Here is a 21,891-nt window from a genome sequence, read left to right on the forward strand (position 1 = left end):
AGGATTAAGAAACATGAAAAGTAAAATTGCAAAACCTGCGCTGCTGCTTGTCGTAACCTTGCTGGTTGTGCTGCTCACAATTCCCCAAAATGACGCATCGGCTCAAGATGACATTATTTCTGGCAACCTGTTTGAGAATGGGGGATTTGAAGCTGGTTACTTCAACCAGGACAGCATTCCCCAAATTGCTGTACCCAATGGCTGGCGGATGCACTGGCTGGATGGCGTCGCCTTTGAAGGTACAGATGGGGTGTTAGCTTACCGTCCAGAAACAGTCGTTTGGAATATTCAAGATGCACCTCCAGCAGAACGGCCGCTCTTTTTCCGCGACGGCAGCTTTACCTTGAAGCTATTTAAACCGTGGGCACCTTTGTTTGTGGCCTTGTCGCAAGAAGTGTCTGGCCTGGAAGTTGGCCGCAACTACCGCATTGTTGCCCCAATTTACGTTGACATTGTGGAATCGTATGACGGTGGCAAGCAGCCGCCAGACGCTCGACCTGATGCCGGCTTTATCCGGTTTAGCGTTGGGCCGGCTGGTTCCGGTTGGCGTACCGCTGGCCTTACTTATAGTCCCACCTGGGGTGCTGCCAACGTTGCGGGCTTTTACCTTAACAGCATCAACTACATTTGGGATTTCACAGCTACGTCTGAATCTATGATAATTTTCCTGGAAATGGGTTCTAAGGTTCCATTTATTAACAGTGGCTTCTTTATGGACGGCGTGGCTTTGTATGCGCTAGGTAGCACGGGCGAGGTGCCGGCAAGCTCTGGCGGCAGCAGCGGTGGTGGCACCGCCGCACAGGCTGGCCCAACGGCAACGCCATTCCCCACCCCCACGCCCCGTCCAGATGGGGCCATCGTGCACGTTGTAAACACCGGTGATACCTTCTGGACAATTGCCATCCGCTACGCGCCTGCGCTGGGCTTGACGCCGGAGGAAGCCCTGCCGGTTATCCGAGAATTGAATAATGATCCGGCATTCATCTCGGTAGGCCAGGAGCTGATCATCAAGGAACCAGGTGCAGTTGTGGCCGCGCCGGAACCAACGGCCGAAACGCCTGCCGAAGAAGCCCCTGCTGACGAACCAGAAGAATCAGCCCTAGCCGAGGAAGTGATTGAAGTAGAAGGCACTGACGGTGAATCAACCGAAGAGGGAGCCCCTGCTCAAGAAGTGGCTGAAGTAACCGCTGCTGCTACCACGGGCACCATTTGCGTAGCGGCATTTGACGACCAAAATGCTGACGGCGTGCGAGATAACGCTACGGAAGGATTGCAAGCTGATGCAGCCATCACCATTTTCCGGGGCGGCAGCACGGTAACAACCCACATTACCGACGGGGCCAGCGAGCCATACTGCTTTGAGAATTTGGCACCGGATACGTACCAGGTGCAAATCTTCCCGCCTGCCGATTACCAGCCAACGACCTCGCCAAGCTGGGCGGTTTCTGTAGCAGAGGGCGCTCAAATTTCGGTGGCATTTGGTACGCGCTTTGATCCTCAGGAAACGGCCGTTGCCGACACAACTTCCGCAGACACAGCCACCGACGACACCGCTGCTGAATCCGCCGAAGATGTCGAAGCAGCCCCTGCCAATGAGGGCGGCTTCTTTAGTAGCATCGGCGGCATTGTTTTGGTTGTTGCTGCCATTTTGGTGCTGTTGGCAGGCGTGGGCGTGGTCATGCTCCGGCGCGGGTAAACCCGTAATCAGTAAATGGTAAGCGGTAATCAGTTTTTCCGATTACGGATTACCGAACACCGATAACCGAAAAGAGCGTTCTACGGGGGCGCTCTTTTTTGTTGGGCGTGGGGCGCGTCAGGTTGTCGTTTGTTAATCGTGTGGGGGGCGAACAGTGGGGGAACGGCCGTACCTTTACAGTTAATAGTGGTTGGTGGTTAGTTGTGGCCACTAACCACTATTAACTGCTTTCAGGAGAGACCATGCTCAAAGACCAAACCACCCGCCCGATGGCTTTAATTCAGACCCCGCAATCGGCACCGCCTCAACAACAAGCTCAATTTGCCACACCGCCTACGCGCAAGCGACGCGGTTGCTTTGGCTGCCTGGGCCGCGCCTTCATTGGCGGCATTCTATTACTAGCGATGCTCATTTTTGGCGGCGTGATTGTGGCCGGCACGCTGGTCTACTCCAATCTGTCGCAGGAAATTGAAGACGGCATTGCCAAGCTAGACGCCGCCCGCGACCGGGAAACGTTTGAAACCACCCAGATTTTTGATCGCAATGGGGAGCTGCTTTGGGAATTTTTTGGCGAGGGGAAGCGCACGGCCGTTCCCATCAGCCAAATCCCCTCCCACCTCATCCACGCCACTGTAGCGGTAGAAGACGATAGCTTTTACGAAAACCCCGGCGCGGACATTCCCTCATTGGTGGCGGCGTTAATTGCTAACTTGCGTAATCCAGACGGCCGTCCCGTGGGGGGCAGCACCATCACCCAGCAGCTTGTGCGCCACATCGCCTTCGACTACGAAGAGCGCACCGAAATCTCCTACAACCGCAAAACCAAAGAGATCATCCTCGCCTGGATTATGAACCGGGATTACAGCAAGGATGAAATCATGGAGATGTACCTCAATGAAATTTATTACGGCAATTTAGCCTACGGCATCGAAGCCGCTGCCGACACCTATTTTGGCAAATCGGCACAGGAATTAAACCTGGGCGAGGCGTCTTTGCTGGCAGGTTTGCCGCAAAGCCCGGTAGAGCTAGACCCGCTGGCGAATTTGGAGGCGGCCAAAGAGCGGCAATGGCTGGTGCTCAATCTGATGGTGAGCGAAGGCTTCATTACCCAGGATGAGGCCGTGGCAGCTTACCAGGAATCGCTCACGTTTGCCCCGCAAGAAGTGAGCCTGGAGGCTCCCCACTTTGCCGTTTACGTGCGGCAGCAGCTAGAGGCGCTGTACGGAGCCGAAGCGGTGGCCAATGGTGGCCTGCGCGTGACAACCACGCTGGATATGAACTACCAGCGGCTGGCGGAGCAGTTGGCCCAGCAGCACGTTGCTGCCGTCGGGCCGGAGCACAATCTTACCAACGCCGCGCTGGTGGCGATGAAGCCAGGCACGGGCGAGATTTTAGCCATGCTAGGCAGCGTTGATTACCAAGACCAAAGCATTGACGGGCATGTGAACGTGACGCTCTCTTTGCAGCAGCCGGGAAGCAGCATCAAGCCACTCACCTACGCCGCTGCGCTTTCCCCAGGTGAAAATGGCGATCCCGCCTGGACGGTCGCAGATTTGCTGTGGGATGTGGAGGTAGATTATCCACAGTTTAATGGAGAGACCTATTCGCCGGTGAATTATGACGGCCGTTTCCACGGCCCCGTTCGTTTGCGATCAGCATTGGCCAACAGCTACAACATCCCCGCCGTACTGGTTTTGCAGGATTTGGGCGTGCCGCGAATGCTGGAATTTGCCCAGCAGATGGGCATTAGCAGTTGGAACCAGGATTCCAGTAATTATGGCCTTTCGCTGACGCTGGGCGGTGCCGAAGTAACCCCGCTGGAACTGACCGCCGCCTATGCCGTCTTTGCTAACGGCGGCAACCAGGTAACGCCCACCGCCATTTTGCGCGTACAAAAGAGCAATGGCGAGGTTTTGTTTGAACAGCCCCCGCAAGCGGCCGTTTCCGTCATTGATCCGCGCGTAGCCTACCTGATTAACAACATTTTGGACGATGATGAAGCTCGCGTGCCCGCCATGGGGCGCAGCAATCCGCTGGCGCTGCCTTTCCCCGCAGCCGCTAAAACTGGCACCACCAATGACTTCCGCGATAACTGGACGATGGGTTACACCCCCGGCTTGGTGGTGGGCGTGTGGACGGGCAATACAGACAACAGCGAAATGCTCAACATCAGTGGCCTGACCGGGGCTGCGCCGCTGTGGAGCGATTACATGCAGGCGGTTTACAGTAACTACGATCTGCTGGCAGTGCTAAACGTGAACGGCGTTGAACCGCCGACTGATTTTGTACGGCCAGAGGGATTGGAAGAACGGCCGTTGTGCAGCATCACGTCCGTCACCATCGGAGCTACCGAATGTACGCCTGCTGGTTCTGAATTATTCCTCGTCAACAACAATCCCGCTGTGGCCGAAACCAGCGATCCCAATTTAGTAGCTTGGGAAGAACTGGAGCCAGCCGTTTTACGGATGCCTGCCGTGCCGCTGCCGCCCCTCCCCGCAGAGCTGCTGCTAGCCGCCGAAGAAGACGAAGATGCCCCACCGCCGCAGCTTTTCTGCCATCTGGCTGAAGGTACAGATGCCACGCTGCTGCCTGCCGATGCGCTACCGCAACTATTCCTCGCTCCGCCCCGCAACCCGGAGAGCGTGAAGGCAGCCCATGAGTGGGCGCAGGCAAATAATGTAGTGGTGTTGCCAACGGCCGTTTGCAACGACGAACTGCTCGCTCTGGCACGTGACCCTAACCGGGTGGCCGTCTACCGCATCAGCAGTCCAACGCAAGGGGAAACCGTCAGCGGCATTTTACCTATCATGGGCACAGCCGATTTTGAACCAGGCGTGGTGCAGTTTTACAAAATCGAGCTAGGCATCCCTAACGGCGACAACGTAGATTGGGTGACTCTGGGCAACACGCACGATCAGCCCGTCGTCAATGGCCCACTGGAAATGCTGCACGCCGAGGCGTTGCCGCCGGGTGAATATTTCTTGCGGTTGATTGTGGTTAAAGACAGCAATTACGTTGGCGAACCGCACATGATTGCCATCACCATCGAATCATAAAAAACCAGGCTTGAGAATGTGAAAAAAGACGGGTCACGGTAGGGGCGCACCCCGTGTGCGCCCGGGCGTGGGCAGACCCCCGTGTCTGCCCCTACCCATTGTCCCTGGTGACAAATATGAACGATTGCCTAAACCGGCAGCGGGATTGTTCGATGTTGGGGGGCTGTCTGCTATAATTTGCGCTTGCATTTTATTTTAGCAATCGTAGCGGCTAACAATTTTCTCAAGGCGTTTTAGAGGAAAATAAGTGTGAAGAAGCGTTTTGTTTTTTTTGTATTGGTAACTATCAATTTGTGGTGGCTGGCAGCCTGTGGCGGATCGCCGGCTCCTGTTCCAGAGCCAACGAATACGGCCGTTGCCGAAGCCATCCCCCCCACCGAAACAGCCACCGACGCACCACCAACCGCCACGCCCACGGCTGAAATCATCCCGACGGAACCGGAACCAACGGAAGAAGCACTGTTCCCCACCCCGGAAGTAACGCCCACACCAACGCTGACCCCCACAGTGGCAACGCCCGATTACAACCTTACCATTGTGGAACCAGCCCCAGCCACCACACTGTTAGCAGGCCGTGATGTGACGTTCCGCGGCGAGGTGCAGCCGCCCACCACTGACCCGATTTCGCTGACGTTAACGATTGGTTCATTTACGGCCGTATCCACCCAAATCACCCCTGCCGATGACGGCCGTTGGGAACTCACCACTACCCTAGCCAACGCTGCCTCTGGCCCCGGCCTGCTCTCGGTTTCCCTGGGCGACTTGGCACAGGCGCAGCAAACCAACCCAATTGCCTTCGACAGCAGCACCGATGAGCCGTACATTTCACTTGTTCAACCAGTTGAGGGAGAGACGGCCGTTGCTGGTTACACCTTCTTCATGCAGGGCGATAGTCGCAATCTCATAGACGATGCCTTCACCATCGGCGTGTTGGTGGATGATTGCACCAACTTCATTGCTGCCCAAAAAATCTCGCTGTCTGGTGGGCTATGGTACGGCTTTGTGATTTTGCCACAAAATGCCGTAGCTGGCCCTGCCTGCGCCGTGGCCTACACGGGCGAATATGGCGAAGGTGCCTGGCGCGAGACTATCATTCCCATCCAGCTACGCGCCTACGATGATCCGCAGGCTGTGCTGCTCAAGCTGGGCAATTTGGGAGAACTTACCTTCAACGCGGGACAAGCTACCAATCTGTTTGGCGTGGCGGCTAACGTGCCAGAGGGCGCGGTAGACATTATGCTGGAGCTGGATTCTGTGGGTGGGAACGGCCGTCTGGTTACCTCTGGCAAAGCCTTTGCCGACCAGTTTGGCTTTTGGGCCATTGACCTAGACGTGCCAGATGATGCACCCAGCGGCCCAGCCTTGCTCACCATCTCCACTGGCGAAGGAGAAAGTTACCAGGAAATTCGCCTGCCCGTTACCATCTCCCCCTAGCGTCTAACTGAGAAATACGATTTCTAAAATCTGCCGACGATTGTAATCAACTCACAAGATTTTATTTAGAAAAAGATCATAAGATTAAAGATAATTGCATCATAAATGAAAATTGGGGGTTTTTTCACAATTCATCCTCCATAATTCATAATTTTCATTGGAGAGAAGCATGTTAATCAAAAAACGCACGGGGATTGAGATTCCCTCATCAGAAATTACTCCGCAATCTGTGTACCTCTCGCGCCGCCAATTTATGCGTGGGGCTGCTGCCGCTGCCGCTGGCGGTTTGCTAGTTGCCTGCGGTGCGCCAGACGCGGAGTCTGTTGCCGAAGATGCGCCTTCCACAATTGCCACCGGCAGCGCTGCTGAAGAAAGCTATGTGCAAGAGGCAATGCCCGGTTCTGTTAGCAGTAATTTTGATGAATTTGGCGATCCGCTTAACAGTTATGAGGAAATAACAACCTACAACAACTATTATGAGTTTACAACGGACAAAACCCGCGTGGCCTCGCTAGCAAAGAATTTTCCAACGGCACCCTGGCAAGTGGTTGTGGGTGGGTTAGTTAACAAACCAAAAACCTTCGGCTTGGAAGAGTTGATGGCCTTTGAGCAGGAAGAGCGTATTTATCGGCTACGCTGCGTCGAAGGGTGGTCAATGGTTATTCCCTGGGTGGGTTTTCCGCTCTCCAAGTTGCTGAATGAAGTGGAGCCAACCTCAACCGCCAAATATGTGCGTTTTGAAACAATTGAAGATACGGCCAATATGCCCGGCGTTCGCAGTCCGCTCTTCCCCTGGCCTTATGTGGAAGGGCTGCGTCTGGATGAGGCGATGCACGATCTGACAATTTTGAGCACAGGGCTGTATGGCCAGCCGCTGCTGCCCCAAAATGGGGCACCAATTCGCCTGGTGGTTCCGTGGAAGTATGGGTTCAAGAGCATAAAATCAATTGTCAAGATTGATTTGGTGGACACAATGCCAGAATCTTTATGGATGAAGGCAGCGCCCAATGAGTACGGCTTTTTTGCCACCGTGAACCCCAACGTGCCGCATCCACGCTGGTCGCAGGCCACAGAGCGGCGCATTGGCGAGTTTGGACGGCGCGAGACGCTGCTGTTTAATGGGTATAGTGATGAGGTGGCTCACCTGTACGACGATCCAGATTACGATACAACGCAATCGAGTTAGGGGGATTTTGCCACAGAGGACACAGAGAATTTAGAGATTTTTGAGTGCTCTGGGGCAACTTGTAGAGTGACGTGACGAAAGAGAGTGAGCAAATGTCTGTAATTTCTGGTCGGGACGCACCCACTGTGGCAGGCTCAACACAATTGAGCAGCTCAGTGCAGGCCGTTTCCGCTCAACCTAAAAGCCGCAACCGCAAAAAGACGGTTCGCCGCCTCACCTGGGTTACTCATTTAGGTGCCTGGGTGCCGTTGGTGGTGCTGGTAGCGGAATACTTCACCAACAATTTGGGTGTAGACCCCGTGCGTGAGATTTTGTTCCACACGGGCACCACTGCGCTGGTGCTGCTGGTGCTTTCGTTGGCTGTGACCCCAGTAAATATTGTTTTTGGCTGGAAGCAGGTGATCTCGTTGAGAAGGCCGTTAGGCCTTTACGCCTTCTTTTACGTCTGTTTGCACCTGCTTACCTTCATCTGGCTGGATTATGCGCTCAATCTGGCATTTATTATTGATGGCATTGTGGAGCAGCCTTTTGTCTTGGTTGGCACGGTTGCCTTCCTGCTGCTCATTCCGCTGGCCATTACCTCCACCAAAGGATGGCAGCGACGGCTGGGCAAGCGGTGGAAAAGGCTGCACAAACTGAGCTACCTCATCATCATTTTGGTGCTGGTCCATTTTATTTGGCTGGTGAAGAATGTTTATATTGAGCCAGGCATTTATGCTGGCATTGTGGCTTTACTCTTCTTGGCACGGTGGCAGCCCATCAAGACAAAGTTGCTACGCTGGCAGCGACGCAGCCGTAACCGAGTGCGCTAACCAAAAATTTGTACGAAACATCTCGAATGCAGATTGTAGCCCGACACTAAGTCGGGCTTTTTCTATTTATGGCACAAGAACGGCCGTAGCCATTCAGCATAGCGGCAATCAGGCAAGCGTCAGGCAAAGTAGAACCAAGTCCAGTAAGCTATCGTTGTTAATGTGTAACTTTTCTTTGTTGTATAGGATTATCAATGCAAACCAGCGAACTCAAAACCCAATTTTTCCGCAGGCCAACTGCGCCACAGCGCGTGGTGACTGAACTGCCCACCCCAGCGCAAACACAGTCGCTGGCCGATGCGCCGACCCAGCTTTGGTTCCCGGCAGCAGCCACGCAGCCACAGCCACACACCTTTCGGCGTAGACGGCCGTTCCTCAAACATTTCTTCTTCGGCTTAATCTTGCTAACCTTGCTGGCTTTTGGCTTTACGGCCGTTGCTGGCGCTAGCCTGCTTTTTATGAGCGATGTGATTTTGCCCGGCGTAGAAGTGATCGGTGTAGACGTTGGCCGTCTGACGCGAAGCGAAGCGGCTTCCGCTCTGAGCGATGTTGCCAGCCAGCAAACGGTGCGCCTGACGCAGGGTGAGACGGTCTGGCTCATTTCTGCTGAAGAGCTGGGGCTGACCCTGAATGCCCCCACCACGGCCGAAAACGCGTATGCGTACGGCCGTACTCCCGCCGCCTGGTTCGAATTTGTTCAAACCGGGGCGATGACCGTGGAGCCAATTTGGATGTTGGATACGGCCGTTGCCCAAAGCACTCTCCAAGCCCGTGCTAGAGAATTAGCCATTGAACCGGTAAACGCTGGGCTAATTATCCAAAATGGGCAGGTTGCCACGACCCCTGCTGCCGACGGGCAAATGCTGGATGTAGATGCGACTGTCGCGGCTTTGGTGCAGAATGGCGCAACGGCCGTTACCCAAAACGGCCAAATTCTACTCGTGATGCAAGCCATTCCCGCTGCCATCACCGACGTGAGCGGTGCGGTGGCTCAGGCAGAAGCGTTGCTCAGCACCACCATCACCATCCATGCTACAGACCCCGTGCGGAATGAGGCCGTGAGTTGGGTTGTTGGCCCGCAGGTATGGGGCGATTGGCTAACCCTGGAGGTTGTTTCTGGTTATCCGCCCCAGTTTGAGTGGGCAGTTGACCCCCACAAAGCAGACCAATTTTTTGCCGAGCGCAACGCCGCACTGGGCGAAAATCGGTATTTGGACGGGGAACTGGCGTTAACGGCCGTTACCGACGCCATTAAAAACCAGCAAGAGCGCATTGAGCTACGCATCTACCACAGCCCCAGCCAGTACACAGTGCAGCCGGGCGATACCTTTGCCAGCATTGGGCGCAAAGTGGGCATTCCCTATCCCTGGATTCAGGCTGCCAACCCAGATGTGGCTGACGCGCTCACCGTTGGGCAAACTATCACCATTCCCTCACCAGATGATTTGCTGCCATACCCGGTAGTAGATAGCAAGCGCATTGTGGTAAACATTAGCCAGCAGCGCGCCTGGGTGTATGAAAATGGCGCACTCAAGTGGGAATGGCTGGCCAGCACCGGCATCGCCTCTAGCCCCACCGCCCCCGGCGTCTTCCAGATTCAAACGCATGAACCCAATGCCTACGCCGCCAACTGGGATTTGTGGATGCCCAACTTCATGGGTATTTACCAGCCTGCACCCAACGTCGCCTTTATGAATGGCTTCCACGGCTTCCCCACCCGCGATGGTGTCAATCTGCTGTGGACCAGCAATTTGGGGACGCCCGTGACGTATGGTTGTATACTGTTGAGCAATGAAAACGCCGCCCAACTGTATGCGTGGGCCGAGCAGGGCGTCATTGTAGAGATTCTACCCTAAAGGATTAAGCTGTTGATGGCTATGTTATTGATTGTGTGCGGGGTTGGGCTAACGCTGGCCGCTATTGGTGTTGGCCTCCATTTCTTTTTGAAGGATCGGGAGTAAGTATAATGGTTGGTTTTGGCCTTGCTGAACTGGCGATTATTGTTTGTGGTGGTGGGGTGCTGGTTGTCGCTGTGGTTGCTGGTCTTTACTTCTGGCAGCAGCGAGAGCGCTGAACCGAGGCGTGAAATGTCGTTCATGTTTCTCATTTTGGTAGGTGGGGGGATTTTGTTGATTACGGCCGTAGGCGTTACCCTCTTCTTTTTCCTGCGCGACCGCGAAAAGTAAAATCTCTGTTTTTTGGTACAATTTTTCTGTGACCTGGATTCAGAAAGAGATTACATTAACGCCCAAAGCGCGTGGGTTTCATTTGATAACGGCCGAAATTAGCCAGCAGTTGCCAGCGTTGCGCGACTTTCAGGTGGGGTTGGCGCACATATTCATCCAGCACACGTCTGCTTCACTGGCGCTGAACGAAAACGCAGACCCGACGGTGCGGCAGGATATGGAGCGCCATTTTAACGTGCTGGCACCTGAAAACGCCCCCTATTTTGTACACACTTATGAAGGATCAGACGACATGCCCGCCCACATCAAGGCGGTGCTTCTGGGAAGTTCAGTGACGGTGCCTGTGAGGAACGGCCGTTTTCATCTTGGCACCTGGCAGGGCATCTATCTCTGCGAACACCGCAACCGGGGTGGCAGTCGTCACCTGGTGGTGACCATCCACGGAGAATAACGTACTCAGAGGTCAGAAGTAGCTTATGGTTTATATTGAAACGTTTGAGCGAAAATCCAAAATCGCTGCTTTCTCAACTCCTTTACTCTTTGTGCATGGTGCCTGCTTAGGCGCATGGTGTTGGCAAGATGGCTTCCTCGATTTTTTTGCTGAGGCTGGTTACCAGGCAATTGCCTTGAATTTGCGTGGGCACGGCGGCAGCGCAACAGATAAACCGCTGCAAAAAGTGCGTATAGATGATTATGTTGCAGATGTCGCGTCTGTGGCGGAAAAATTGGCTCACCCTCCCGTTGTCATCGGGCATTCAATGGGCGGTTTGATTGTCCAACGCTTTGCGGCCAACTATGCGACATCGGGCGTGGTGATGATGTCGCCATCCCCCTTTGCCGGGATGCTTTCACAATCATTGCGCTTGTTGCGAACGCATCCGGGGCGATTTTTCATTGCCAGTTTATGGCGTGATATTCATCGAATTTACCCAGACAATCGTCGCGTTCGGAACATCATGTTTTCACCCAGCACGCCGGAGGAGATTGTGACCCGTTGTCGCGAACGCCTGCAAAAGGAGTCATGGACAGCGACGCAAGAGATGAATCCGCCATTGAAGCAGGCGTATGACATCAATGTTCCCATGCTGGTGTTGGGGGCAGAATATGATGGGACTGTTTTGCCGGATGCGATTTGTGACACGGCCGTTGCCTACAAAGCACCATGCCACATCTTCAAAAACATGGGGCATAACCTCATGCTAGAACCAGACTGGCGCGAGGTTGCTGCTTACATTCAGAATTGGCTCCGCGAAAACATTGTCAACTAATTGCTATAGTTGCGGACAGTGCAACCAAAGCATTGTTATTCTGAAAATAGGTATTGACTGATTAGTCAATCTATGTTATGCTGTTGCCCATGAACGACAAAGCCACACAGATCATCGAGGCCGCCATTGACCTTTTTGCCAAAGAAGGGTTCTGGAATACACCCACCTCCCGCATTGCCAAACACGCAAGCGTGGCTACCGGTACGCTGTTCAATTACTTTGAATCAAAGGATGTGCTGATTGACGCTGTGTACAGGCAGCTTAAGCAAGAATGGATGGGGCATATGATGACTGGCTATCCTGAAAATGGCACCCTGAAAGAGCGTGTTGAGCATGTCTGGTTTCGTTTTATAGATTGGGGCGTTCGTTTTCCAGTCAGGTACAGCTTGCTGATGCAGCTAAAGCTGTCGGATTTGGTGAGCAAAGAGGTGCAGCAGAGCCAGGAGGCGGAGATGGCCTTTGCCTATGACATGATTGTCCAGGGCATTGCCGATGGCGTGCTGGTGGATGTGGCTCCCGACTATCTGGGACGGATTTTTTATGCTCAGTTGGAAGCGGCCGTTCACTATGCCACCGAAAACAACCTAACCGATATGCCCCTCAACCGCCATATCGGACAAGGCTTTGATGTTTTCTGGAAGGGCGTTACGCAGTAGTTTTTTTGATAACGAATGACTGACTAATCAATCTTGAATGGTCAACTGAATGAAATAGGAGTGTAATCTTATGAGCAACAAATGGACACAAAATGATATGCCTGACCTGACAGGAAAGGTTGTCATCATCACTGGTGCAAACAGCGGCTTGGGGCTTGAATCAACAAAAGCAGTGGCAGCGAAGGGTGCGACGATTGTGATGGCCTGTCGTAATCTGAGCAAAGCGGAAAAGGCAAAAGCCGAGGTGCTACAGGTCGTACCAAACGCCAAGTTAGACGTGATGGCTTTGGATAATGCTAGCCTGGCCTCTGTGCGTGCCTTTGCTGACGCTTTCAAAGCCAAATATGATCGCCTCGACATCTTGCTCAATAACGCAGGCGTCATGGCTATTCCCCGCACAGAAACCGAAGATGGCTTTGAAATGCAGCTAGGTGTGAACCATCTGGCTCACTTTGCCCTGACGGGGCTGCTGTTGGACGTGCTAACTAAAACGCCTGGTTCCCGTGTACACAACACTTCTAGCAGCGCGGCCTTCCGTGGCGAACTCAATTTTGATGATTTGATGGGCGAGAAGGAATACGGCCGTTGGACAGCTTACGGGCAAAGCAAACTAGCAAACGCCGCTTTTGCCACTGAGCTAGACCGACGGCTTAAGGAAGCCGGACACGATATTATTGCCAATTCCTCCCACCCCGGCTTGGTGATGACCAATTTGCAAACCAACAGCCTGGAGCAATCTGGCAGGCCGCTATTTGAGCGAATTCTGTATCCGATTGCTGAGAGATTGATGGCGCAAGATATAAGCATGGGGGTGCTGCCGCAACTTTATGCCTCTGTAGCACCAGATGTCAAAGGGGGCGTATTTTACGGCCCGAAAACATTCCGAGTGCGCGGGTATCCGGCTGAACAGGAATGCAACGATGTCCTCAATGATGCTGCTGCTCTCAAGCGGTTCTGGGAAGTCTCTGAAGAACTGACAGGAATTCGCTACACGTTTTAACAACCGCTTAAACAAATCAAATTAGGAGAAATCATAATGAAAACCATTGTAATTACAGGTGCAAGTTCTGGTATTGGCAAAGCATCCGCAAAATATTTTGCCGAACAAGGGTGGAAAGTGGCTGCAACCATGCGTACACCTGAAAAAGAAACCGAACTAACCCAAATTGAGAACGTCACTGTTTATCAAATGGACGTGACAGACAATAATTCTATTCAAAATGCCACCGAGCAGATTTTGGCAGACTTTGGCAACGTAGATGTGGTGCTAAACAATGCCGGGTATGGTTTGGTAGGTCCTTTCGAAGCAGCATCGGCTGACCGTATCCGCCGCCAATTTGATACCAATGTGTTTGGATTGATGGAAGTAACTCGCGCCTTTTTGCCCCATTTCCGAGCTAACAATGCGGGCATGTTTATGAATGTCTCCTCGATTGGCGGACGGGTCACTTTCCCGTTTGTAAGCTTGTATCACGGCACTAAATGGGCGGTGGAAGGCTTTACTGAATCGTTGGCGTATGAACTGGGTGAGCTAGGCATCCAGGTAAAGTTGATTGAACCTGGTGGTGTGGACACTGATTTTAGCGGCCGTTCTCTTGATATGGCTGTTCCCGATGATCTGCCAGATTATTTGCCCGCCGTTCAGAAATTTATGGCAGCTCGGGCAAACGCTGGTTTGGCAGCAAGTACGGCCGAACAGATCGCGGCAGGTATTTATGAAGCAGCCACCGACGGCAAAACCCAACTGCGTTACTTGCTGGGGGATGATGCCATGCAAACGTATGCCATGCGCGAGCAGGTTGGCGATGATGCCTTTATAGCTAGTATGCGGGAGCGCATGTTGTCTTAAGCAAGTTCGGTAAAATATGACGACACCTTACGAACAGTACAACAACATTCATGAGGCATACGGCCGTATCATCAAACAAGGCAGCACGGCTTATGTGGTGGGCTACGATGAAGCGCGGCAGGTGATGGGCGATCACAAGCGGTTTATCAAAGATTACCGCAATCTGATGAGCGACCGGGAACGCATCATGACCCACCTGATGCCTACCACGTTTGACCTGCTCTACGACAACATGCTTAGTCGGGATGCGCCAGACCATACGCGGCTGCGTGCGCTCATAAGCAAAGCGTTTACTAACCGCACGATCCAGGCACTTGCACCGCGCATTCAGGAGATTGCCGATCAGCTCATTGACGCATTTGAGGGGAAAGGCGAAACTGACCTCATCGAAGATTTTGCCTTTCCCCTGCCCATCATCGTCATTTGCGAACTGCTAGGCATTCCAACTCAAGACCACCACAAGTTTCGCAGTTGGTCACATGCCTTTATCGGCATTTCTAACGAGGCCGATCCGTCTGGCAATTCGCTATTTGAGTTTGTGGAATATATTGGCCGTATAATTCATTTGCGTCGGCATGATCCCCAAGACGATCTCATCTCGCGCCTGGTTCATGCAGAAGAAGATGGCCAACGCCTGACTGAGCAGGAGCTTTTCAGTATGATTGCCTTGCTTATCGTGGCGGGGCACGAAACAACGGTCAACCTCATTGGCAACGGCATGGCGACTTTGCTGCAACATCCAGACCAGGCTGCGTTACTGCAACACAACCCTGACCTGATTGATAACGCTATCGAAGAGTTTTTGCGCTATGAAGGGCCAGTTGAAATGACCACAACGCGCTATGCGGCCGAAGATGTAACCATTGGCGACACTTTTTTACCACGCGGCACAACTGTCATTGTTATTTTGGCGGCCGTTAACCGCGATCTGCAAACCTTTGCCGGGGGTGACACACTGGACGTTAGGCGCGAGCAAAATAAACATATGGGCTTTGGCTACGGCGTTCATTATTGCGTTGGCGCACCGCTAGCGCGGCTAGAGGCCAGAATTGCGTTTAACACATTGCTCAAACGGTTGCCAACGCTCCAGTTAGCTGTTCCAGCAGCCAAACTTAGTTATAACGACAGCGCAATTGTGCGAGGATTGACCCGGTTGCTCGTTCGTTGGTAAGTCTAGAAGAAATGATTCGGGCAGGCTGCAGAGTTGCCTTGCTTGGAACCCAAGAAAGGATGGTTATATGAACAAAAAATGGCTTGGTGACCTTGCCTTTATTTTAGCGGGGATTGGTGTTTATCGGGCAATGAATGGCAAGCAGAGCGATAATGCCGTTTTGCCTGAGCAATGGACAACAGCCAGCATGCCAGACTTGACGGGCAAAGTGATTGTTGTTACCGGAGCCAACAGCGGCATTGGCTTTGAAGCAGCCAAGGAATTTGCGCGCAAGGGTGCAACCACAATTCTGGCCTGCCGCAGTTTAGAAAAAGCTGAAGCAGCATTGGCTGAAATCCAGATGGAAATACCTAATGCGAAAGCTGAGATTATGCTATCAGAATTGACCGGGATTCATTATGCACATGCACAGCTAGGCTCAATGGCTTAAGGTTTATCAGATTATTTTGAGGTGTTGGCATATGCTATGGTGGAATGTTTTTTGGAAAAACACAATTACCCCCCTAATGAAAAAATTAAACCGTTCAGGCTTCGGTTTATCAATCCTTCCAATCGTGATCTTGATCGGAATTGGAACTATCGCCTATGCTTATTTTGAAGGATGGTCACTGCCGGATTCCCTGTATGCTACCATTATTACAATCACGACAGTTGGCTACGGTGATCTTTCGCCGCAAACAGTGGGCGGGCGGCTTTTTGCCATCTTCTTTACATTAAGTGCCATTGGTTTGGCAAGCTACGCCATCTCTACCCTGGCCGCAGGGGTCATTAGATGGGAGCAAGAACGAGTCCAACGTCATATTCAGGAGCAACGCATGAGCACCATAGCGAGTTTAGAAAACCACATCATCGTTTGTGGCGGCAATGCCATCAGCCGCAAAGCGATGTTCTTTTTTCAACGAGACAACCAGCCCATCATTTTGGTCGAGCAAGATGAAGAGAAACTGCGCCGCGCCCTGCTTTATCTGGACATAGAGTATCTGCAGAAAAAATTCGGCCATTACTATGACCTTACCCAGGCTGTTGATGTAACTGAAGATGAACAGCTATCGTTGGAAGAGTTGACAGAGCGGGTTGATGTGCCTTATTTACTGGCCGACCCCACTGACGACAGCACCTTGATCGCCGCCGGCATTGACCGTGCAAGAGGAATTGTTGCCGCCCTCGACAGCGATGAGCACAATCTGTTTGCTGTTATCAGCGCACGGGCACTCGCCACCCAAATGGATAATCCCAAGTTACGTATCCTGGCGCTGGTTTATGACGATAAAAATGGCCCCAAACTCCAGATTGCGGGTGCAGATCAGCTTATTTTTCCCGAAAAAGGGAGTGGTATGCAGGTTCAATCCTGGATGATGAACCCGTTGATTGGCGATTTTTGGATGGAAGTCTCATTCAAAGCGCAGTCAACTTATGATATGCAGCAATTCATAATCAGTGACTATCCTGCCTGGGTAGGAAAAAGCGTGACGCAATTACGCAACCAGCATCAAGTAGTAGTGCTAGCGGTGTGGCGTGATGGTGCGTTCCATTATTCGCCGACTGCCGACGAGGTACTGCAGGCTAACGATGTGTTGATCGCGTTTGCCCCCAAAATGGATCAACAATCTGATGGCAAGTGAGAGGAAGAGAAGTAGATGAACTTGATGAACTTGATTAGGCAAAATTTTCGGCAATGGTGGCAGCCACCGCGCAGGCTTGCGGATCGAGAAGAAGAGCGCAGCATTACCTTTTTAGAATTAATTGTTGTTCTTCTGGTGTTGCTAGCTCCTGTTTTTTACAGCTTCCGTGTATGGGTCGAAATGTTAGGAGCAGAAGAAATTCCTTTGTCTTAGTGCAAAACTGAGCTCTTCAGGACCTACGTAGTCGCTCCGGCCAGTCTCCTGACCGGGCTGGCTAAGTGGCAAGGCGGGACGCGGGCCACCGCCCGGAAAGTGCCTAAGTCCTAATCTTTTACTTTTAAAAGTAGTCTGTTCTGGAAAAACCCGCCACAAGTAGGCGGGTTTTTGCGTTGCTAATGCGGGTCATCTGGCAAGAAGTAACTTATAATTCGTAAAATTTTATTAGGTAGGTGAATTGTTTATGGCAAAGCGAATTGTTTTGATTGGCGCAGGGAGCGCACAATTTGGTTACGGTACGATTGGGGACGTTTTCCAAAGCGAGGTATTGGCCGGTAGCCATATTGTACTTCATGATATTAACCCGGTGACGATGGGCGTGGTTCAGGAGACTGGCCAGGCGTATATTGATGCCCACAACTTGCCCTACACGATCTCGGCCACTACCAACCGGGCTGAGGCGTTGCAGGGAGCTGATGTTGTCATTATTTCCATTGAAATTGGGGATCGGTTTGAGCTGTGGGAGATGGATTGGCGAATTCCGCAGCAGTTTGGCATTCAGCAGGTGTATGGTGAAAATGGTGGCCCCGGCGGGCTATTCCACGCGCTGCGGATCACGCCGCCCATCCTGGAAATCTGCGCGGATGTGATGGCGATTTGCCCTGATGCAATGGTGTTTAACTTTAGCAACCCCATGAGCCGAATTTGTACCACTGTGCATCGCGCCTTCCCAGAGTTGAACTTCATTGGTCTATGTCATGAAATTAGGTCGCTGGAACGGTTTTTGCCGCTGGTGTTGGAACGGCCGTACACAGACCTGTCCGTCCGTGCTGCTGGCCTTAACCATTTTAGTGCTGTGCTCACAGCAACCTATCGGGATACAGGTGCAGATGCTTACCCAGACATTCTGGCGCTCGCGCCCGAATTTTTTGGTAACATGCCGCTACTGGACACGGCAAGAAAGTATTTCAAAGAAACGGGCCAAGCTGCATCTGTGAATGGCAATGCGCCTAAGGTATTAACTGAAGCGTGGCCGGAGCGAGGCGTCTTCCGGGCGGTTTTAGAGCGGTTTGGCGTGCTGCCCATTACCAGTGATAGTCATTTTGGTGAATATATTCAGTGGGCCTATGACGTGACCGATCACAAAGGGATCAATGATTTCTACCGCTTCTACAAAAATTATCTGACCAAAGTCGAGCCAAAAATTGAGCAAAAAATAAAAGAGCGGATCGTACCCATTGTTGAGGGCATGATGACGGATTCTGGTTATGAAGAACCCGCTGTCAACATTCCCAACAGCGGCTTTATTGATGAACTCCCCGATTGGCTCGTCGTTGAAGTGCCAGCGAAGGTTGATAAAAATGGGATTCACGGCATTCCGATGGGGCAGTTGCCAAAGGGCTTTTTGGGATTGTTACGCAATCAGGTAGCGGTTCACGACATGACGGCTGAAGCGATTCTGCATAAATCGCGGGAGCTAGCCCTGCAAGCATTGCTAGTTGACCCCATTGTGACCCGGTATCAAGGCATGGCCGAAATGCTGGACACGATGATAGATTATCAACAAGATTGGCTTGGCTATTTGGAATAAGCTTGCCCACCCCCACCGCAAAATTTATTGTCGGCGGAGGCTCCGTTTGTTTACGGCCGTTCCCCATTCGGTACCCCCAACGCAGTTTGTAGCGCTTCCACAGGAACCGTAAGCTGTTGGGCAGCGGCTTCCAAATCAGGCAAACCTTGTCCCGGTTCGTCTAATACATTGTGCAACGCTTCTTCGCTGATGCCTAATTCTGCGGTGACAACCGGTAGGAATTGTAACCAACTTAAAATGCATCTTCTCTTCGGCTCTTCCAGGAAGGATGCAACTTCAAGATGCACGCAGCCGTAAAGAAATCTAATAAACATGGATTTTAACAATTAGATGACAACAGGTTACCTTGTAGGAGGGTAAACATGAAACTGATTATTCGTTTATTGATTAACGCAGCCGCACTTTGGGCAGCGGCACAAATTGTTGATGGCGTTACTCTTGAAGGGAGCTTTGCCACTATTTTGTTTGTGGCGTTGATCTTTGGCATTGTTAATGCAATCGTTCGGCCAATATTAACGATCTTCTCTCTCCCATTCATTATAGTGACCTTGGGATTGTTTGTTTTTGTACTCAACGCACTAATGCTGATGTTGACTGATGCCATTAGCAGCGCTTTAACTGTTGATGGGTTTGGTGCTGCTCTATTGGGTAGTTTGGTGATTAGTGTAGTGAGCTGGCTCCTCGGTGTGTTCCTGAAGGATGACGACAAACAGAAGAAAAACGATTGATCTTTCTGCGGTAGGGAGATAGTGAGCCATCTCCCTACCGCCAAGCAGTTCCCCGCCTATCACCTACCAGAAGATCAAAGGGCAACCTTCATTGAACTGTTTTTTGACCTTATTTTGTTTTTTCGGTCACCCAGGTGGCAACGGCCGTTGCGATCCTTCTCATTTCAGGTGTTTCACCGTTGCTTTCACTGTTCATCACCTTTTTGGGGATTGTTCTTATTGTCATTCTCGAAGAGCAGATGAACTCAGCTACTTCTTGATCCGCCAATAATCCTGGATAATTACGGCCGGATCACCACCGGTAAATACGTCTCATGCAACACACTTACCACCGTGAAGCTCACCGGGTCGCTCTCCAAACTACGATCCGGATCGTAGACGATGATGGCGTAGCTGCCGAGGCTGTTGAGATCAGATGCGGGGAGAACGGCCGTTACCACAAAAGGACTCACATACGTCGTGGCGTGATCCGCACCTTCCCAGCGCACCACCGTGCTGGGCGTGAAGCCCGCCCCTTGCACCGTCAGTAGCACATCTTGCACATCGTCCAGCCCAGACCAGGGGGGCGCGATGCTGTTAATGAGCAGCCCCCCACCAAACTCGTACGCGCCGATGTCGCAAACGCCGTTGCGGGCAAAGCCGCGCTGGTCGGTGGCGGGGCAGTTGCTGCCTGCGTTTATGGCTGGGCTGCCGGCTAGCAGCGGCACGGTGGGTGTCGGGCCACCAAAGTCACCGATTGTGCCTAGCTGGGGATTTACGGCCGTTTGCCCCCCAAAACATTCATAATCATTCCAATTCCCCGTCGTTTTTTGCGGAAATTGAATATTGTTGCCCCCATTGGTTAACACCACTGTGCAATTTTCCTGGATGTCCCAGGGGTTGTCTCCATCGTTGTTGGCAATAATTGTGTTGCGGACCGTCGCCGGCCCAGCAATCGCGCCACCCACAAAGCCCGCCGTATTGTTTACAACCGTACTGTTCACAATCGTGGTGTCGTCGCTGGTGCGAATCGCCCCGCCAAAGCCGCGTCGCCAATCATCATCAGCCAGAGCGATGGGGGTCGTGGCATCATTGCCGTCAAAGGTGCTGCTGGTAATCGTCACGGGTGCATCCAGCAGCCAAAGCGCACCGCCAGAGCTAGCGCTGCCGTCTGTAGCGTGGGCGTTGTTGTTCATGAAGGTGCTGTCGCTAATGTTTAGTGGGCCGTTGCTAGTGGCGCTTTGGTGGTAGATGGCGCCCCCTTGCCCAGCGCCGGTTGCCGAATTACCGTCAAACAGCGATTGGGCGATGAGTGTGCTGCCGGTGCCTTCCGGAAAGCTAAAAATCGCGCCGCCTAGCTGATTGGTTTGGTTATTGGTGAAGGTGCTCAACGAAATGTCAATTGTGCCATTGAAATTTTTGGTACCGTCCACGTAAATTGCGCCCCCACCGCCGCCCCCGACGCTATTGTTGGCCACATTACCCGTGAACGTCGAGTCGCTCACAGTAAGATTGGCCCCCAGGATATGAATGCCCCCGCCGTTGACGGAGCTGTTGTTGCTGAACGTGCTGCCGCTCACGGTGGCGGTTGAGCCGCCGGTGATGTAGAGTGCGCCACCACCGTTTCCGCCGCCCGCGATTGCTGCTGCGGTAGATTGGTTGCCGCTAAAGCTGCTGTTGGTGACGATGAGCGTGCCGCCAACGTCGCTGGAACCCCAGCCATTGAGCGCAATGGCACCGCCGTTAGCTGCCGTGGAGCTGTTGATGGCGCTGTTTGTTAGGGTGAGGGTGCTGAGTCGCTCCACGTAAATCGCCCCGCCATCGCTACTGCTAAATCCGTCGGTGAGGGTGATGTTTTGCAGGGTGAAGCTAGCGCCGTTTTGCAAATTGAACAGGCGGGTGCTGTCCCCGCCGCTGAGCGTGATTTGCCCGCCGCCGTTAAGAGTGGTGTCGTTGTTGATGGTTTTTTGGCTGGCGAGGGTGATGGTGTGGCTGCCGCCGCAGTTGAAGCTAACACTGCCGCCGCCTGCTAAGGCTGTTTCCAGTGCGGCTTCTGTGCAGCTTGCTGGGGTGCCATTGCCCACTGTACCAGCTCCTTCGGCCGTTTTTGTGGCCAACAGCACAACGAGGATGATGAGGAGTACCAACAATATCCCCACTTCACCTGATAGCTGTTTGTTGGCTGAGGGTGTCTGCTTGGCCTGCGTCTTTGGTTTTACTCGCAATTTCATGGTGGTGTGCTTCCTTTGCGACGGCCGTTCTTCACGCGGGGGTCGCTTCTGTTTGCTCTGGGGATATTGTGCGGCAGGAAACGGCCGTGTTGAAGGTGACTTTGGTACGGGGTGGTTTTTGGCAACGGCCGTACTTACCGTATAATTTTTGCCAGCAATACGCGCACATCGCTTGGCAATCGGATAAAAGTTCCCCAAAAGGAGTTTCTC

19 protein-coding genes are annotated in these 21,891 nt (G+C 52.6%); 17 read left to right on the forward strand and 2 right to left on the reverse strand.

Annotation, left to right across the window (positions count from 1 at the left end):
* The first annotated feature begins 13 nt into the window (after nucleotides 1-13).
* The 16 genes from ACOQPM_RS11065 (at nucleotide 14) to ACOQPM_RS11140 (ending at nucleotide 18,743) form a co-directional block, all read left to right on the forward strand.
* Nucleotides 14-1,696 (forward strand): SdrD B-like domain-containing protein, encoded by a 1,683-nt coding sequence (locus ACOQPM_RS11065; RefSeq protein WP_420629319.1) that lies wholly within the window; start codon nucleotides 14-16, stop codon nucleotides 1,694-1,696.
* Nucleotides 1,697-1,938: 242 nt separating this feature from the next.
* Nucleotides 1,939-4,752 (forward strand): transglycosylase domain-containing protein, encoded by a 2,814-nt coding sequence (locus ACOQPM_RS11070; protein ID WP_420629320.1) that lies wholly within the window; start codon nucleotides 1,939-1,941, stop codon nucleotides 4,750-4,752.
* A 249-nt stretch (nucleotides 4,753-5,001) separates the two neighbouring features.
* On the forward strand, nucleotides 5,002-6,186 hold the full coding sequence (locus ACOQPM_RS11075) for a hypothetical protein (protein WP_420629321.1): 1,185 nt from the start codon (nucleotides 5,002-5,004) through the stop codon (nucleotides 6,184-6,186).
* Nucleotides 6,187-6,355: 169 nt separating this feature from the next.
* Nucleotides 6,356-7,372, forward strand: a complete 1,017-nt coding sequence (gene msrP / locus ACOQPM_RS11080) for a protein-methionine-sulfoxide reductase catalytic subunit MsrP (protein ID WP_420629322.1) — start codon at nucleotides 6,356-6,358, stop codon at nucleotides 7,370-7,372.
* 92 nt (nucleotides 7,373-7,464) lie between these two features.
* A complete protein-coding gene (locus ACOQPM_RS11085) occupies nucleotides 7,465-8,184 on the forward strand; it encodes a sulfite oxidase heme-binding subunit YedZ (protein ID WP_420629323.1) in 720 nt (239 codons plus the stop codon).
* A gap of 194 nt (nucleotides 8,185-8,378) precedes the next feature.
* On the forward strand, nucleotides 8,379-10,040 hold the full coding sequence (locus ACOQPM_RS11090; RefSeq protein WP_420629324.1) for a L,D-transpeptidase family protein: 1,662 nt from the start codon (nucleotides 8,379-8,381) through the stop codon (nucleotides 10,038-10,040).
* A 358-nt stretch (nucleotides 10,041-10,398) separates the two neighbouring features.
* Nucleotides 10,399-10,821: a secondary thiamine-phosphate synthase enzyme YjbQ gene (locus ACOQPM_RS11095; protein ID WP_420629325.1), complete on the forward strand. Its 423-nt coding sequence runs from the start codon at nucleotides 10,399-10,401 to the stop codon at nucleotides 10,819-10,821.
* A 25-nt stretch (nucleotides 10,822-10,846) separates the two neighbouring features.
* Nucleotides 10,847-11,638: an alpha/beta hydrolase gene (locus tag ACOQPM_RS11100; protein ID WP_420629326.1), complete on the forward strand. Its 792-nt coding sequence runs from the start codon at nucleotides 10,847-10,849 to the stop codon at nucleotides 11,636-11,638.
* Between the two features lie 89 nt (nucleotides 11,639-11,727).
* Nucleotides 11,728-12,294, forward strand: coding sequence for a TetR/AcrR family transcriptional regulator (locus tag ACOQPM_RS11105; protein WP_420629327.1), 567 nt, complete (start codon nucleotides 11,728-11,730; stop codon nucleotides 12,292-12,294).
* Between the two features lie 70 nt (nucleotides 12,295-12,364).
* Nucleotides 12,365-13,294 (forward strand): oxidoreductase, encoded by a 930-nt coding sequence (locus ACOQPM_RS11110; RefSeq protein WP_420629328.1) that lies wholly within the window; start codon nucleotides 12,365-12,367, stop codon nucleotides 13,292-13,294.
* Between the two features lie 36 nt (nucleotides 13,295-13,330).
* Nucleotides 13,331-14,143, forward strand: a complete 813-nt coding sequence (locus tag ACOQPM_RS11115; RefSeq protein WP_420629329.1) for an SDR family oxidoreductase — start codon at nucleotides 13,331-13,333, stop codon at nucleotides 14,141-14,143.
* Nucleotides 14,144-14,159: 16 nt separating this feature from the next.
* Complete coding sequence (locus tag ACOQPM_RS11120; protein ID WP_420629330.1) at nucleotides 14,160-15,314, forward strand: cytochrome P450 family protein; 1,155 nt, start codon at nucleotides 14,160-14,162, stop codon at nucleotides 15,312-15,314.
* A gap of 67 nt (nucleotides 15,315-15,381) precedes the next feature.
* The gene (locus tag ACOQPM_RS11125; protein WP_420629331.1) at nucleotides 15,382-15,744 is read left to right on the forward strand and encodes an SDR family NAD(P)-dependent oxidoreductase; all 363 of its coding nucleotides are present in this window, start codon (nucleotides 15,382-15,384) and stop codon (nucleotides 15,742-15,744) included.
* Nucleotides 15,745-15,775: 31 nt separating this feature from the next.
* Complete coding sequence (locus tag ACOQPM_RS11130; protein ID WP_420629332.1) at nucleotides 15,776-16,936, forward strand: potassium channel family protein; 1,161 nt, start codon at nucleotides 15,776-15,778, stop codon at nucleotides 16,934-16,936.
* Between the two features lie 15 nt (nucleotides 16,937-16,951).
* Nucleotides 16,952-17,149, forward strand: a complete 198-nt coding sequence (locus ACOQPM_RS11135) for a hypothetical protein (RefSeq protein ID WP_420629333.1) — start codon at nucleotides 16,952-16,954, stop codon at nucleotides 17,147-17,149.
* 247 nt (nucleotides 17,150-17,396) lie between these two features.
* Nucleotides 17,397-18,743 (forward strand): alpha-glucosidase, encoded by a 1,347-nt coding sequence (locus ACOQPM_RS11140; protein ID WP_420629334.1) that lies wholly within the window; start codon nucleotides 17,397-17,399, stop codon nucleotides 18,741-18,743.
* A 50-nt stretch (nucleotides 18,744-18,793) separates the two neighbouring features.
* Here ACOQPM_RS11140 and ACOQPM_RS11145 read toward each other — a convergent pair whose 3' ends face one another.
* Nucleotides 18,794-19,057: a hypothetical protein gene (locus tag ACOQPM_RS11145; RefSeq protein ID WP_420629335.1), complete on the reverse strand. Its 264-nt coding sequence runs from the start codon at nucleotides 19,055-19,057 to the stop codon at nucleotides 18,794-18,796.
* A 48-nt stretch (nucleotides 19,058-19,105) separates the two neighbouring features.
* Between ACOQPM_RS11145 and ACOQPM_RS11150 the strand changes: the two genes are divergently transcribed.
* The gene (locus ACOQPM_RS11150; protein ID WP_420629336.1) at nucleotides 19,106-19,471 is read left to right on the forward strand and encodes a phage holin family protein; all 366 of its coding nucleotides are present in this window, start codon (nucleotides 19,106-19,108) and stop codon (nucleotides 19,469-19,471) included.
* Nucleotides 19,472-19,752: 281 nt separating this feature from the next.
* Here ACOQPM_RS11150 and ACOQPM_RS11155 read toward each other — a convergent pair whose 3' ends face one another.
* A complete protein-coding gene (locus tag ACOQPM_RS11155; RefSeq protein WP_420629337.1) occupies nucleotides 19,753-21,879 on the reverse strand; it encodes a choice-of-anchor Q domain-containing protein in 2,127 nt (708 codons plus the stop codon).
* Between the last annotated feature and the right edge of the window lie 12 nt (nucleotides 21,880-21,891).

The sequence above is a fragment of the Candidatus Leptofilum sp. genome, from assembly GCF_965223525.1.
Classification (GTDB): domain Bacteria; phylum Chloroflexota; class Anaerolineae; order Promineifilales; family Promineifilaceae; genus Leptofilum.

What these genes read in the sequence shown, in the direction of transcription:
- ACOQPM_RS11100 (WP_420629326.1), top strand. Translation starts at nt 10,847, where the DNA reads ATGGTTTATATTGAAACGTTTGAGCGAAAATCCAAAATCGCTGCTTTC.
- ACOQPM_RS11120 (WP_420629330.1), top strand. Translation starts at nt 14,160, where the DNA reads ATGACGACACCTTACGAACAGTACAACAACATTCATGAGGCATACGGC.
- ACOQPM_RS11145 (WP_420629335.1), bottom strand. Translation starts at nt 19,057, where the DNA reads ATGTTTATTAGATTTCTTTACGGCTGCGTGCATCTTGAAGTTGCATCC.
- ACOQPM_RS11125 (WP_420629331.1), top strand. Translation starts at nt 15,382, where the DNA reads ATGAACAAAAAATGGCTTGGTGACCTTGCCTTTATTTTAGCGGGGATT.
- ACOQPM_RS11110 (WP_420629328.1), top strand. Translation starts at nt 12,365, where the DNA reads ATGAGCAACAAATGGACACAAAATGATATGCCTGACCTGACAGGAAAG.
- msrP (WP_420629322.1), top strand. Translation starts at nt 6,356, where the DNA reads ATGTTAATCAAAAAACGCACGGGGATTGAGATTCCCTCATCAGAAATT.
- ACOQPM_RS11115 (WP_420629329.1), top strand. Translation starts at nt 13,331, where the DNA reads ATGAAAACCATTGTAATTACAGGTGCAAGTTCTGGTATTGGCAAAGCA.
- ACOQPM_RS11065 (WP_420629319.1), top strand. Translation starts at nt 14, where the DNA reads ATGAAAAGTAAAATTGCAAAACCTGCGCTGCTGCTTGTCGTAACCTTG.
- ACOQPM_RS11135 (WP_420629333.1), top strand. Translation starts at nt 16,952, where the DNA reads ATGAACTTGATGAACTTGATTAGGCAAAATTTTCGGCAATGGTGGCAG.
- ACOQPM_RS11090 (WP_420629324.1), top strand. Translation starts at nt 8,379, where the DNA reads ATGCAAACCAGCGAACTCAAAACCCAATTTTTCCGCAGGCCAACTGCG.
- ACOQPM_RS11140 (WP_420629334.1), top strand. Translation starts at nt 17,397, where the DNA reads ATGGCAAAGCGAATTGTTTTGATTGGCGCAGGGAGCGCACAATTTGGT.
- ACOQPM_RS11130 (WP_420629332.1), top strand. Translation starts at nt 15,776, where the DNA reads ATGCTATGGTGGAATGTTTTTTGGAAAAACACAATTACCCCCCTAATG.
- ACOQPM_RS11150 (WP_420629336.1), top strand. Translation starts at nt 19,106, where the DNA reads ATGAAACTGATTATTCGTTTATTGATTAACGCAGCCGCACTTTGGGCA.
- ACOQPM_RS11070 (WP_420629320.1), top strand. Translation starts at nt 1,939, where the DNA reads ATGCTCAAAGACCAAACCACCCGCCCGATGGCTTTAATTCAGACCCCG.
- ACOQPM_RS11105 (WP_420629327.1), top strand. Translation starts at nt 11,728, where the DNA reads ATGAACGACAAAGCCACACAGATCATCGAGGCCGCCATTGACCTTTTT.
- ACOQPM_RS11085 (WP_420629323.1), top strand. Translation starts at nt 7,465, where the DNA reads ATGTCTGTAATTTCTGGTCGGGACGCACCCACTGTGGCAGGCTCAACA.